Origin of the sequence: Chryseobacterium salivictor (assembly GCF_004359195.1) — a bacterium.
GTDB classification, from domain to species: Bacteria; Bacteroidota; Bacteroidia; order Flavobacteriales; family Weeksellaceae; genus Kaistella; species Kaistella salivictor.
Genome location: NZ_CP037954.1, coordinates 2,092,597 through 2,105,285, shown reverse-complemented (window position 1 = coordinate 2,105,285; position 12,689 = coordinate 2,092,597). Strand labels below are relative to the sequence as shown.

The following is a 12,689-nucleotide window of genomic DNA, read 5'->3' as shown; positions in this document are numbered from 1 at the left end:
ACTTTCTTTCCTCACTGAGGTTCAACACAGGTACAAGAAATCAAAAAACGCTGTAAATACATAGATACCTCTCTTTTGCATTTTAATTGCTGTCGCCGAGCGGTGATTTTATTCCTTCGTATTCAACTGGTAATGGGTGCTCCGTCCGCCGGAACCGGATTTGAGGAGGATGCCTTTTTCAATTAAGTCCGTGATGTCGCGGAGGGCGGTATCGGATGAGCTTTTTGTCAGTTTGGCATATTTGGAGGTGGTGAGATTTCCTTCAAAACCATCCAACAGTTTGGTGATGACCAAATGCTGACGGTCATTGGTGATGGCGGGACTGTTTTTCACCATAAAATCATGCTTTGTGATGACTTTGCTGATGATTCCGTCTGAATTTATAATGGCCTCTTTGAGGCAGTTCAGAAACCAAACCAGCCACTGCGTAATATCCAGACTGCTCTTCTGGGATTTCTCCAGGATTTGATAATATGATTTTTTATCAGCATTGATCTGGGTTGACATGCTGTAAAAGCGCTGGTTTACCCGATCTGCTCTGGAAAGCTGCATATCTGCAATTGCGCGTGCTATTCTACCATTTCCGTCATCGAAAGGGTGTATCGTGACGAACCAGAAATGGGCTACGCCCGCTTTTAACAGGTCATCCATCTTCTGCTCCTCATTGAACCACGTGAGGAAATTCAGCATTTCACTTTCCAGCAGATTAGCTCTCGGAGCTTCAAAGTGTATTTTTTCTTTGCCCATCACTCCGGAAACTACCTGCATCTCCCCTGTCCTCCATTTCGCTACTTCAATTTTATACATGCCGCTTCTTCCGGCGGGAAATAATGCGGAATGCCAGCCAAACAAACGCTCGTCAGTTAGTGATTTATCGTTATTCTGTGTTGCATCCAACATCATTTCAACGATTCCATCAATATGCCGGTCTTTGTTTTCTTTTCCTTTGTAATCCAAACCCAGATGAACTGCAATGGAGGAACGCACGAGTTCAGGATTAAGGAGTTCCCCTTCAATTTCTGATGATTTTACTACATCCTGGATCAGGGTTTCCAGGTTCGCTTCGTTTCTGAGTTCGAAGCCCAAGAGTTCTACTTTCCCCAGGAGTTTACCCTGCAGGTAACGGACTTCTGCCAGCAGGTTGATCAGCTCATCAGGCTGCCAAGAAAAGTGGGGCCATTGCTTCAATTGGTGGATATATACTGCCATCGTTAAGGATTATGCTGTAAATATAGTGATTAATCTCCGTATATTTTGCGGTGATTATGGAGTTTAATCACCGCACCGTGGATGGAGCTGTAAGGAAAGGCGATAAGGATATTCTGTAACCACGCGATAGAATCGCGCGGCAGCAGAAATTGAACCATTAAGAATCAATTAAGGAGCTAAGAAAATTAAGTTTTCCACCGGAAATTATAAATGCGCAAATCTTCATTGACTTTTCAACAGAAATTTTAAAAAACTAAAAAAAAGGAAGAATAACTTTGTGACTTGTGTGGTTGAAAATCTAAAACTATCATTGGAAATTAAACCGTTAAGAATCAATTAAGGAGTTAAGAAAATTAAGTTTTCCACCGGAAATTATAAATGCGCAAATCTTCATTGACTTTTCAGCAGAAATTTTAAAAAACTAAAAAACAGGAAGCACAATGGTTAAAAATCTAAAACTATCATTGGAAATTGAACCATTAAGAATCAATTAAGAAGTTAAGAAAATTAAGTTTTCCACCGGAAATTATAATGCGCAAACTTCATTGACTTTTCAACAGAAATTTTAAAAAACTAAAAAGAAGGAAGAATAACTTTGTGACTTCGTAGTTAAACAATTCTTAGTATAAGAAAAAAAATGTCGGATATTAATTAAATGTTAAACTTTTTATAAGGAGATAAAAAATCAGATTCTCTACAGATTGGCGGGGCACTTTTGTAGGAGAGATTGAAATACATTCAGTCCGAAAAATAAAAATATTTCAAAATGAAAAAGCCAATCGTAATAATGTCATTTGTTTTAGCACTTGGCGCAGGAACCATCACTGCACAACAAATGAATAAAGGCGGTGAAGTACCGGTAGCGGTGAAGAACGCCTTTAAAAAAGATTTCCCGCAGGTGAAAAAAGTAAAATGGGATGATGAGCACGGAACGTATGAAGCAGAATTTAAACTGAACGGTAAGGAAACTTCTGCCACTTACAATCCAAAAGGCATGAAAGAAGAAACTGAAACTTCTTTGAAAATCAGCGAATTACCGAAAAACATCATCTCTTATGTTGCGGCAAAAAAATATGGTAAAATAAAAGAAGCGGCAAAAATTGTAAAAACTGACGGTTCTGTAATTTATGAAGCCGAGGTGAAAAGCGGCGACCTATTGTTTGACCACAATGGAAATTTTCAGAAATTAGTGGTTGAAAAAGACTAAAATTATTCTTAGAGGCAATTCTATTCCAGGATTGCCTTTTATTTTTTTCATTCGCTAAAGGGAGATTCAAAATTATTTCACACTTGATATTGATGAATTGGATTTGAGATGCCTCTAAAAAAGACTGCAATTTTAATCCGTTTGCCTTGCGGTGAAAAACCATTATCTGTGCAAAAATCCTATTTCACTTTGAACCGTGTCATAAAATTAAGACCCAGCCAGGTCCAGCTTTGCATTGATGCGGGATTTGCAACGTTTTTAAGATATTTCATCCCGTCGGTCGCAAACATTTGAGAGTGCCCCAGTTGCATGGTGAAAATACTGGCGACTTTGTACGTAAAGACCACATCACCTTCTGTTCCTAAATACCGGGAGTATTCTTTATTATTCGCCACATCATATCCCAATTCCGCATTGCCGGTAAACGCATGAAGATCGAAAGCCAGAGAAGCTTTTGGATTCAACTTGAAATGAGATTTTAGATAAAAATCCTTCAAGCCTACGCTGTTGAAATGATTGCCGACGAAAAAATAATCCATGAAGCCATTAAACTTATGATTTGTTCCGTAGAGCGGGCTGAACGAATTATTTTTGGAAACATCTCCATTATAATCCGATCCTGAAAGCCATTCGGTACCCAAAATAATATTGGCATTTTGAGTCAGAATAAAATCGACGTTTGCTGAAAACTGATAAGCATTTTTGCTTTGTGCCAAACTATTTTTACCGGTCTGCCAATAAGCAGAACCAAAGAAACCAACGTTTCCGAAGTATTTTTTAGCATTCATTCCGACGGTCAACATATCGTAATGCGTACCGTTCAGATGCTGAACGACATTATTGAGACCGATAAAGGAAAGACTGGCTTTTGGCCACAGATACTGATAATGAAGAATCTGCATCGATTTCGTTCTTTCACCGGAATCCAATATGCTGTACAATTCTCTGTCCGGCAGATCGTTCGCATCGTTATCGTCATTGTTATAGGTCACCACCGCTTCCAGTTTCGATTGCGGACTGAGGCGGAAAATTCCTTTCGCCGCGTCAAAACTCCGGCCCTGCATCTGCCAGTCCAAAGCGCCGAGCAGTCTTTCGTCATCGTAAGAAAGAATTTGACGGCCAATCTTTAATGCTGCATTTTTATTAAAATTATATTTTGCCCAGGCCTCATTCACATTCAGGGTTCCGCTGCGCTGATTGGTCGAGGAAACTTCGCCCCAAACCCTGGCATCCTGCAGGGAAATAAAGAGTTCCAGATCCTTCCAGTAATAATCCACGCCCAGTCGTGCTCTTGAAAAAACATTGGTTTCGGGTTTTTTATTTTCCGGGATTAAAGTTTTATAGCCATTATCGAGTTCAGCGCGGGTTCGGAAATCCAGATTAATTTTCAGACTGTCGGTCTGAGCTTTTGCTGAAAACGTAAAAAAGGACAAGGCACAAAATGTAAAAATCTGTTTCTTCATGATGATGATTTTCAAGGTTGGATTTCTATTAAGACAAAAAAGTCTTATTTAAACTGATGCGAAATTAATTATAAAGCGGGAAACTGTTTCGTGAATACCATCAGAAAAACTGAAATCCTGCGAAAAGTCATTTTTTCAGCATAAAACAGAGAACATTAGCCGAAAACAAATTCTAAACCGGCGCTAACCCTTTCGGTTTTACTTATGGAGCAACTGATCGGGAATGTCAGTCGTAACAAAATCAATTCCCTGCGTTTTTAGTTTTTCGAATACTGCAATATCATTGACCGTCCATGAATTCGTTATTAATCCCAACATTTTAGCCTGCGAAATCCAGCCTGGATTTGTAATAAAAACTGAATAATGATAACTGAAACCGTCAAAACCTCTTTGTTTAATTTCTAAAGGCGAAAGGTCTCCGTTCAGGTATTTTACTTTAAAAGTTGGTTCCTCTTTTTTTAGCTGTTCACAAATATTCAGACTGAATGAAATAAATTCACACTGCGATTCCATTTGAAAAGTTTTAACCATTTGAACGACTTTCTGTACCAGCTCATTTTCCCGAAGTTTGGAATTCATCGGTTTCAGTTCGATGACGAGTTTTAGGGATGGATTTTTTTTCCCTTTCTCTAAAAAATCCTTTAATGTTGGAATGTTCTCACCGTTTTTTAATTTCAGTTTCGCCAAATCTGCAAAGCGGGTTTCTGAAATTTCCAGCGAGTCGTAATGTTCGTCATGGTAGATAATCAGCACCCCGTCTTTTGACATCCTAACGTCGAACTCTGTCCCATAAATATTTAATCCTTAGCATTTTCTAAGGATTGAAGGGAATTTTCTGAAGTTGGAGGTTCTGTCTGCCAATATCCCCGGTGTGCGATGATCTGAGTTGGTGTCTGCATGCGCAACAAATTTAATACTAAAAAACAAAAGCGGGCAAAACCCACTTTTGTTGTATAATAAGAGGTATCCCTCTTTAATCATCATGAAAATTTTTAATCCCGTTGTGAAGGGACAAAGATTTCATTTAAAAGAATCATGAATTACAGCACTGTTTTCTGCATTTCAAAAAAGGCAGCAAAAACAAATAAACGTCCGGCAATTATGCGAGGTTTGTTTGAAATATAAAACAAAGTCATTTGTTTTAAGAATGATCAGAAAGCCATCGAAACAACCTGATCATCCAGTCATTATTCCAAAGTCTGTTCGCCACCACCATTCACGAAAATAGTCTGGCCACTCACCCATTCTGAAATTGGAGAGGCAAAATAAAGCATCGCTCCGGCGATATCATCAGCTGTTCCCAACCGTTTGACCGGCGTGTGGGCCAACATTACTTTTTCTATTTCCGGGGTCAGCACACTTTCCAGAGCAGCGGTTCTCGTCGCTCCCGGACCAACCGCATTGATGCGGACTTCCGGACCGAAATCGTGTGCTAAATTCGCAACCGTATGATTGACGGCAGCTTTAGATCCGCCGTAACCGCTCATATTAGGGCTTTTATTGACGCTGGACATTGAGGTGGTGAATACGATGGATCCGTAACCGTCTTTCTTCATGTGCGGAACAACCAACTGGCACAGTCTCCAGCCACTGAAAACGTTGAGCTCATAGTCTCTTTTGATATCTTCCACCGATATTTTAAATGGATTTTCACGTCCGCCACCGCCGCCACCTGCGTTGTTGATCAGGATGTGTACGCCGCCTAATTCTTTCACCGTCGTTTCCACCAGATGCACCAAATCTTCATCTTTGAGAACATTACAGGAAACCGCAATAGCCTTGACGCCCAAAGCTTCTATTTCTTTAGCCGTCTTTTGGGCATCTTCAAGATTAAAATCGCCAATCGAAATATTGGCGCCGTGTTGGGCCAAAATCATGGCCGTTGCTTTTCCGATGCCGTTTGCGCCACCGGTAACGATTGCGGTTTTTCCTTTTAAATTAAATAATTCAGAGGGATTCATAATTTCTTTTTTTAGGATGATTTCTTAGGAATTTCTTCAAAAAATTTCAGTTAAATTCTTGCGGTGAACCGAGTTTTCAATCTTAAGGATTCGTAGAGAAAATAGAACCGTTGGCAATGAGTGCTCTTCTGTTCATTTTTAAAATATCACGAACCCATTCTGCAAAATCTTCCGGCTGCAAAACCGTTTCTGGATTTCCGTCGGTCAGCCCACCCTGAATCGACATATCGGAGGCGATGGTGCTTGGCGTCAATGTAATCACGCGGATATTCTGTTTTCTCCATTCTGCCATCATCGATTGTGATAAAGATACGACTGCTGCTTTTGAAGCGGCATATGCTGACATGTTCGGTCCGCCTTTCAAACCGGCAGTTGACGCTACATTCACAATATCGCCCGCTCCTTTTTCTTTCAGGAATGGGTACACCGCTTTTGCTGCATAATACACGCCGAAAAGGTTGGTTTTAATGACCTGTTCCCACGTTTCAGAAGACATTTCTTCGATGCTTCCGAAGTCACCGATTCCTGCGTTGTTGATCAGAATATCAACACCACCCAGATCTTTTGCCAAGGCCGCAATACCTGCCTGTACGGCAGCTTCTTTATCCATGCTGAATATTGCATAAGCAGCCTGAACGCCTAAGCCCTTCAATTCTTCAACTGTTGCTTTAAGATTTTCTTCATTTCTACCGGTAATACCGATATTCACTCCTTCTTTCGCCAATATCAAAGCCACGGCTTTTCCTAGACCTCTTCCACCACCGGTAACGATGGCGCTTTTTCCTTTTAGATTCATTTCAATTATTTTTTGATGCTACAAATTTAAGGAATACGACTTTATTTAAGCAGTGATCACTTCCACTTAACTTTTATTAACACGTTCGTTAGTCGTAGTAGACTGTTATTTTTTAGTCCAGAACAACATTAAAAATCACTGAAGAGAATCACTGTAAAAAGTTAAAAAGTCATTCTCTGAATACGCACGGCATTTAAAATCGCCAGCAAAGCAACGCCGACATCAGCAAAAACAGCTTCCCACATCGTCGCTAAACCACCTGCACCGAGAACCAAAACCACGGCTTTTACCGCAAAGGCTAAACCGATATTCTGCCACACAATTTTTTTCGTTTGTTTTCCAATATTGATCGCCATGGGAATTTTGCTGGGTTGATCGTCCTGAATCACGATATCTGCAGTTTCAATCGTGGCATCACTTCCAAGTCCACCCATGGCAATTCCGACATCGCTCAGCGCGACAACCGGCGCATCATTGACGCCATCGCCGACGAAAGCGACACTTTGTTTCAGCGCTTTAATTTCTTTGAGTTTATTCACTTTATCCTCCGGAAGCAAATCTCCGAAAGCATCTGCGATTCCTAATTGTGCTGCGACCTCTTTTACCACAGCGGTTTTGTCGCCACTCAGCATGGTCGTTTTCACGCCTAAAGCTTTTAACTTTTGAATGGTTAACAGTGCATCTTCTTTGATGACATCGGCAATGGTAAGATAACCCACGAATTTTTGATCATAGGCAATCGCAACAAGGGTATAAACAATATTGGCGTGATTGAAGTCGTACGGAATACTGAACTGATCCAACAGTTTGAAATTCCCCACCAACAGTTCTTTTCCTTTGATGGTGGCTTTTAAACCCTGACCTGCAATTTCTTCTACATTTTCCAAAAGGATCGAATGATCGGATTCGCCCACAAAATCATGAATCGCAGTGGCGATCGGATGTGTACTTTGACTTTCCAAAGCATTGACCATACTTAAAATTTCTTCCTGATTAAATTCCGGTTGAAAATGAACTTCCTGCACTTTGAAAACCCCTTCTGTCATGGTACCGGTTTTATCCATCACCACGTTTTGAATATTGGCAAGGAGATCTAAAAAATTACTGCCTTTAATTAAAATTCCGTTTCTGCTTCCAGCCCCGATTCCTCCGAAATAACCAAGTGGAATGGAGATCACCAAAGCACACGGACAGGAAATCACCAAGAAAACAAGCGCTCTGTAAAGCCAGTCCCGAAATAAATAATCAGCGACGAAAAAGTAAGGTAAAAGCGTAATTCCAAGCGCGAGAAAAACAACGATCGGCGTATAAACTTTCGCAAATTTGCGAATGAATAATTCGGTAGGAGCTTTCTGCGCGGTGGCATTCTGCACCATTTTCAGGATCTTACTCAACTTGCTGTCTTCGTAAGCCGCAGTTACTTTGATCTGACTTACCGTGTTGAGGTTGATCATTCCGGCCAGGACTTTTTCCCCTTTTATTTTGGTAGCAGGTTTACTTTCACCTGTCAAAGCTGCGGTGTTAAAGGAGGCTTTTTCGGAAAGTAATTCGCCATCCAGACCTAATTTTTCCCCGGATTTCAATTGAATAATTTCACCGATATTGACTTTTCCAGCTTTAACGGTTTGAGGTTTACCCGACGTGATTACCGTCACCTCATCGGGTCTTTGATCGAGTAAGGCTTTAATATTGGATTTCGCCTTGGTTACTGCCATAGCCTGAAAAATTTCGCCCACGGAATAAAAAAGCATTACGGCAACACCTTCCGGATATTCACCGATCGAAAAAGCACCCACCGTTGCGATTCCCATTAAGAAAAATTCCGAAAAAACAACGCCATGAATGATGCTTTGAAAAGCTTCTTTTAAGACCGGAAATCCGACAGGAATATAGGCGATAAGATACCAAACCAGGCGAATCCAGCCGGAAAACCAATCCAGTTTCAGCCAGTAATCGAACGTAATTCCGAGAAGCAAAAAGACGAAAGAAAGGATCGCTGGAAGAAAAAGCTGAAAGACCGTTTTATCGCCCGTATCATGCGAGTGATCGTGATCGTGGCCTTCGTGTTCCGGGTGAGTCGGTTGTTTTTTCGGTTGTTTTTTCGGTTGTGTACTGCAGCATTCCTCCATATCTAATTATTTTATTGCAAAAGTAGCAGTATAGCAAATGCAATGCTATTGCAAACTTTCGAGGCAATTTTCGCAGATTCTTTCAGCAAAATGCCGAACCTCCGCAATTCTGAACATTGCGGGAAACGTTTGCATAAAAGAGATTTCTGCGCTGCACATCGGCTGTTCGCAGATTTTTCAGTAGATATATGGATTATTAAAAAAAAGGAGCGAAAACCATGGTTTCCGCTCCTTTTCATCATTTGTGTTGCTTCTTGTGAAAAGCATATTCCACTCCTCTTCATCATTGGTGTTATACGGTAAAAAGAAATCGGTCGCCTGAAAAAGCGGTTTCGCGATACACCGTTCAGCTCCTGATATTGATGCTCCGGAAAAGCGGTTTCTTTTTGTATGTTCAGTTTCAGAAAATGAATTCCTCCAAACATTAACTCGGTGAACACAGGAATTTTTTCTTTTCCATCCTTGTTCTTTTGTTTGGTGGTGCAAAAGTAAAAATTACCGCTTAACGGACACAATTACTGGGACGAAATGCAGAACTTTATAGGCCGAACAGCAGAATCCCCCGTTAAACACTTACGGGATGACGAAATTCTTTCTAAAATTGCGCGACAGAGGCAGAACGGTCTCCTGAACAGCCACCTCATCCGACGAAATCCGGTTGACATATTGGCTGTTGACGACAACGGAACGGTGAATCTGCTTAAAGAAAACGGGCAGTTCTTTACAGAATTCAGACAGCGTATTTCTGATCGTGATCTTGCGGTCGCCGACCATCATGATATCGAGATAGTTCCGGTCCGCTTTCACGTACAGCATATCTTCGAAAACCAGCTTCACATCGTGGTAACCGTCTTTCACAAAGATATAGTGCTTCTTCTTTTTGTTGGTGGCAATTTTCAGCGCCGTCAAGAGTTCGATCTTACGGATCGGCTTCGTAAGATACGACTCGGGTGATGTCGCCAGTGCTTTTTCGATCGTCGCACCGTCGCTTTGCCCCGTAATGAAAATGACTGCCGCGTCTTCATTTTTTTGCTGACTCAGCGTGATTCCTTCAAACCCGCCTTCAAGATTAAGGTCCATTAAAATGAGGTCTGGTTGTACCTGCTGCATTTTGTCGCGGGCCTCTGCTGCAGTATGCGCCATAAACACCGACCGATACCCCGATTCTTCGAGGAGGTCTCTGATGAAATCTGCGATGAGAATTTCGTCTTCTACGATAAGGATGTTGAGATGCTGCATTTAAATGTTCATGTCAAAATTAATTTGGAACCCATTGGTGGTGTCAAGTTGGTACTGCACGCGGAGTTGGCGGCAGAGTTTATCCACCAGCTGAAGTTTCGGGATTTCCGCGGTTCCTTTTCCGTTGTCCGTGTAACAGAAAGAGAGCCCATTGTCGGTGGACGTGATGAGCAGTGCAATATTTTTATGGTTCTCCTGCGTGAAAGCGTGTTTCAGCGAATTCATGCACAGTTCGGTGACGAGCAACCCGAAATACATCGCCTGCATTTCGGGGAGCACGGTATGCGCCACCTCGAAGCGGTTCGTGATGCCGTTCGCTTCAAAAAGCACCTCCGCATTCTCCCAGATGTCCTTTAGATACGCATGGAGGTCGAGGCTTTTGCCAGTGGCGTTTTGATACAGATGCCGGTGCAGAACACCCAGAGAATCGATATTTGCCGTAATCCTGCGGCGGCTGAACGCATCAAGAGCCGGATTTTTCTTAAGCTCATTCTGAATAAGGATGCTGATGAGTTGCAGGTTGTTATTGATGCGGTGATGGGTTTCCGACACGAGCAGTTCATTTTCCTCAGAGGCCAGCCGCAGTGCGGTATTTTTCTTGCGGATGAGGCGCGTGTTGTACAGCAGAACGCCTGTAAGTAACACCGCCGCAAGCATCATGAGCAGAATAAAATACCGGATGAGCTCCTGCCTTTTCAGTTCTTCTTCTTTCAGCAGCAGCAGTTTGTGGTTATCGTCTATCTGATTCTGTTTCTCAGCGAGCCGGAACTTTTTTTCGTACTCCAGTACTTTTTGGTCGTGCAGTTTGTTGTAGAAATCTTCCGTAAGGTCGAGCCGAATTCTAAGGTATTTATGGGCGTTGCGGTAGTCGTTTATTTTAGAATAGGCCACCTGCAGGTTGTCAGCGAACAGCAGCTGGTTAAAGGTTTTTTTATTTTTTTTCGCAAACTCAAACGCCTCCAGGGAAGTTCTGATAGATTTGCTGTACTCCTCATTCAGATTAAGGTTCCGGCACAGATTGACGAGTGCATCGCACTGCAGCTGCACATTGCCGTCCTTTTGAGCAAGCGCCACCACTTCGGCCGACAGTTTTATCGCCTGTGCATAGTCGTGCTTGCGTACATAAATACCTGAAATCTCCATCAGCGACTGCATCAATACGTCGCGGTCTTCCGTTTTATGCGCAAGGATCATTGCCTTTTCGGAATAGATGAGGGCACTGTCGGGCTTTTGGTGGTATTCAGAAAAAAGCGCGGCTTTGCGGCTGTAGAATTTCATCAGGTACGCATCGGGGATTTTTTCCCTTTTCAGCAGGTCTTCGCACAGTTTCAGGTACTCTTCGGCATCGCGGTACAGCCGTTGATACCGGTACAGTTCGGCAATCCCTGTGTAGGTAAGAAAGATTCCGGGGGTTGCCTTTTGCGTTTTAAACAGCTGCAGGGCGCTACGGTACGCCGCGAGCGCTCGGGCATATTGCTGTTCCTGTTTGTACGTACTTCCGAGCTGTAGATAGGCCAAGCCTTTTTCTGTAGCATTTGCTGATTTTTTAATCCCGGCATTCAGTATCAGAATGGCGGAATCGATTTTATTTTTCTTGATAAGATCGCGTGAATAATTCAGATCCATGCTGTATTGCGCACTCAACTGCGGCGCCGCACATACACAAAGGAACACCGCACCTAAGACAGAAAAAAGAAAATAAGGTTTTGTCATTGTAATTACTGGTCTGCAACGGCCACATCTGCGGCGGTCACTGAGAAAATGGCTGTTGATAATACGCTCAAATATAAGGGAATTTTATTTTATCTCATAAAAACCTCGTGTGGAGGAAGTGACGAGGAATTCATCTTCACTTATATCGAAAACAAAAAGGCAACAAAGCATAAACCTTCTTTTGGAGTGGAATAAATGACCCAGGAGATTTTGGGGTACCGGTTTGTGAGTAGAATCTGTAAAAAGGACTTACCGAAGCAAAAGGCGAAATTTTCACCGGGGTTTCGATACTCACCGTGTTCGATTTTAATCCCCAGTCATCGGTATAATACCGGTAAGAGGTTCTTAAAATAATTTGATCTCCCAGGAAACAATTGGCTCTCATGCCCAACGGAATCTTAAACCGCTTATCAGGTAAATTTTCCTGATGAACAGAGCCGTCTGTAAAATAAACACGGTGAAAAGGCAAGCTTAAAAATCCTGTTTGCTGCACTTTGTCTGCTGCACTTTGTCTGCTAACAATTCAACCTGAAAATTCTTATTGATGATTTGCGAATAAGACAGCAAAAGCACAAAGGTATTTCTACCGCTATTTCCATAATGCTCATGGTCTCTACCTCCTGTATTTCCGGAGCGCAACTCAATTGGGGTTATTAATATCACCTGATCCAGACATGCCAGAAACCTGGCGAAGAACTCTCCCATCCTATTGGGTGTTTTTTGTGCAATACCAATATTAGCACCGATCGATTGGTAATCAAATTCTGCAGAAAAAGAAACGCCCCCATTATTGTACTTCCTTTGGCTTCATTCTCGCGGCTCCATCCCAGTGAAGGATAAATTCTGGTATCTGCATGAGAAGCGGATGAATTGGCTTTCAGATCAATCATATCCAAAATGCAGAAGTATAATGATCAATTACGGACGCAAGGGCGTCTGACTTGGTCGAATCTTCGATTTCATTGAGCAAAG

The 12,689-nt window shown here is 42.1% G+C and carries 13 protein-coding genes; 1 reads left to right on the top strand and 12 read right to left on the bottom strand.

What is annotated here, in order from left to right:
* Positions 1 to 108: 108 nt before the first annotated feature.
* Together NBC122_RS09630 and NBC122_RS14670 are read right to left on the bottom strand one after the other, a co-directional pair.
* Positions 109 to 1,209: a Fic family protein gene (locus NBC122_RS09630; RefSeq protein ID WP_133440168.1), complete on the bottom strand. Its 1,101-nt coding sequence runs from the start codon at positions 1,207 to 1,209 to the stop codon at positions 109 to 111.
* Positions 1,210 to 1,238: 29 nt separating this feature from the next.
* Positions 1,239 to 1,367 carry a hypothetical protein gene (locus NBC122_RS14670; RefSeq protein WP_262709552.1) on the bottom strand — a complete coding sequence of 43 codons (129 nt, stop codon included), beginning with the start codon at positions 1,365 to 1,367 and terminating at the stop codon, positions 1,239 to 1,241.
* 608 nt (positions 1,368 to 1,975) lie between these two features.
* Here NBC122_RS14670 and NBC122_RS09625 point away from each other — a divergent pair.
* Positions 1,976 to 2,416, top strand: coding sequence for a PepSY-like domain-containing protein (locus tag NBC122_RS09625; RefSeq protein ID WP_133440167.1), 441 nt, complete (start codon positions 1,976 to 1,978; stop codon positions 2,414 to 2,416).
* 179 nt (positions 2,417 to 2,595) lie between these two features.
* Here the strand turns inward: NBC122_RS09625 and NBC122_RS09620 are convergent, their stop codons facing one another.
* From NBC122_RS09620 to NBC122_RS14580, 10 genes are all read right to left on the bottom strand, one after another.
* Positions 2,596 to 3,879, bottom strand: coding sequence for an alginate export family protein (locus NBC122_RS09620; protein ID WP_133440166.1), 1,284 nt, complete (start codon positions 3,877 to 3,879; stop codon positions 2,596 to 2,598).
* A 198-nt stretch (positions 3,880 to 4,077) separates the two neighbouring features.
* On the bottom strand, positions 4,078 to 4,647 hold the full coding sequence (locus NBC122_RS09615) for a glycerophosphodiester phosphodiesterase (protein ID WP_246012323.1): 570 nt from the start codon (positions 4,645 to 4,647) through the stop codon (positions 4,078 to 4,080).
* A 419-nt stretch (positions 4,648 to 5,066) separates the two neighbouring features.
* Positions 5,067 to 5,840 (bottom strand): glucose 1-dehydrogenase, encoded by a 774-nt coding sequence (locus tag NBC122_RS09610; RefSeq protein ID WP_133440165.1) that lies wholly within the window; start codon positions 5,838 to 5,840, stop codon positions 5,067 to 5,069.
* A gap of 82 nt (positions 5,841 to 5,922) precedes the next feature.
* Positions 5,923 to 6,636 carry a 3-ketoacyl-ACP reductase gene (locus NBC122_RS09605; RefSeq protein WP_133440164.1) on the bottom strand — a complete coding sequence of 238 codons (714 nt, stop codon included), beginning with the start codon at positions 6,634 to 6,636 and terminating at the stop codon, positions 5,923 to 5,925.
* A gap of 161 nt (positions 6,637 to 6,797) precedes the next feature.
* Entirely contained in the window at positions 6,798 to 8,765 is a 1,968-nt protein-coding gene (locus NBC122_RS09600; RefSeq protein WP_133440163.1) for a heavy metal translocating P-type ATPase, read from the bottom strand.
* Between the two features lie 573 nt (positions 8,766 to 9,338).
* Positions 9,339 to 10,004 (bottom strand): LytR/AlgR family response regulator transcription factor, encoded by a 666-nt coding sequence (locus tag NBC122_RS09595; protein WP_133440162.1) that lies wholly within the window; start codon positions 10,002 to 10,004, stop codon positions 9,339 to 9,341.
* Entirely contained in the window at positions 10,005 to 11,717 is a 1,713-nt protein-coding gene (locus tag NBC122_RS09590; RefSeq protein WP_133440161.1) for a histidine kinase dimerization/phosphoacceptor domain -containing protein, read from the bottom strand.
* Between the two features lie 136 nt (positions 11,718 to 11,853).
* Entirely contained in the window at positions 11,854 to 12,210 is a 357-nt protein-coding gene (locus NBC122_RS14590) for a DUF3570 domain-containing protein (RefSeq protein WP_246012321.1), read from the bottom strand.
* A complete protein-coding gene (locus NBC122_RS14585) occupies positions 12,189 to 12,422 on the bottom strand; it encodes a hypothetical protein (protein WP_246012319.1) in 234 nt (77 codons plus the stop codon). Before NBC122_RS14585 ends, NBC122_RS14590 begins: the two co-directional genes overlap by 22 nt.
* Positions 12,377 to 12,607: a hypothetical protein gene (locus tag NBC122_RS14580; RefSeq protein ID WP_246012317.1), complete on the bottom strand. Its 231-nt coding sequence runs from the start codon at positions 12,605 to 12,607 to the stop codon at positions 12,377 to 12,379. The genes NBC122_RS14585 and NBC122_RS14580 overlap by 46 nt, the downstream gene beginning before the upstream one ends.
* Positions 12,608 to 12,689 lie beyond the last annotated feature (82 nt).

Coding starts and splice junctions, on each gene's coding strand:
- NBC122_RS14670 (WP_262709552.1), bottom strand. CDS start 1,367: ATGGTTCAATTTCTGCTGCCGCGCGATTCTATCGCGTGGTTACAGAAT.
- NBC122_RS09615 (WP_246012323.1), bottom strand. CDS start 4,647: ATGTCAAAAGACGGGGTGCTGATTATCTACCATGACGAACATTACGAC.
- NBC122_RS09630 (WP_133440168.1), bottom strand. CDS start 1,209: ATGGCAGTATATATCCACCAATTGAAGCAATGGCCCCACTTTTCTTGG.
- NBC122_RS09625 (WP_133440167.1), top strand. CDS start 1,976: ATGAAAAAGCCAATCGTAATAATGTCATTTGTTTTAGCACTTGGCGCA.
- NBC122_RS14585 (WP_246012319.1), bottom strand. CDS start 12,422: ATGGGAGAGTTCTTCGCCAGGTTTCTGGCATGTCTGGATCAGGTGATA.
- NBC122_RS09620 (WP_133440166.1), bottom strand. CDS start 3,879: ATGAAGAAACAGATTTTTACATTTTGTGCCTTGTCCTTTTTTACGTTT.
- NBC122_RS09610 (WP_133440165.1), bottom strand. CDS start 5,840: ATGAATCCCTCTGAATTATTTAATTTAAAAGGAAAAACCGCAATCGTT.
- NBC122_RS09600 (WP_133440163.1), bottom strand. CDS start 8,765: ATGGAGGAATGCTGCAGTACACAACCGAAAAAACAACCGAAAAAACAA.
- NBC122_RS09590 (WP_133440161.1), bottom strand. CDS start 11,717: ATGACAAAACCTTATTTTCTTTTTTCTGTCTTAGGTGCGGTGTTCCTT.
- NBC122_RS09595 (WP_133440162.1), bottom strand. CDS start 10,004: ATGCAGCATCTCAACATCCTTATCGTAGAAGACGAAATTCTCATCGCA.
- NBC122_RS09605 (WP_133440164.1), bottom strand. CDS start 6,636: ATGAATCTAAAAGGAAAAAGCGCCATCGTTACCGGTGGTGGAAGAGGT.
- NBC122_RS14580 (WP_246012317.1), bottom strand. CDS start 12,607: ATGATTGATCTGAAAGCCAATTCATCCGCTTCTCATGCAGATACCAGA.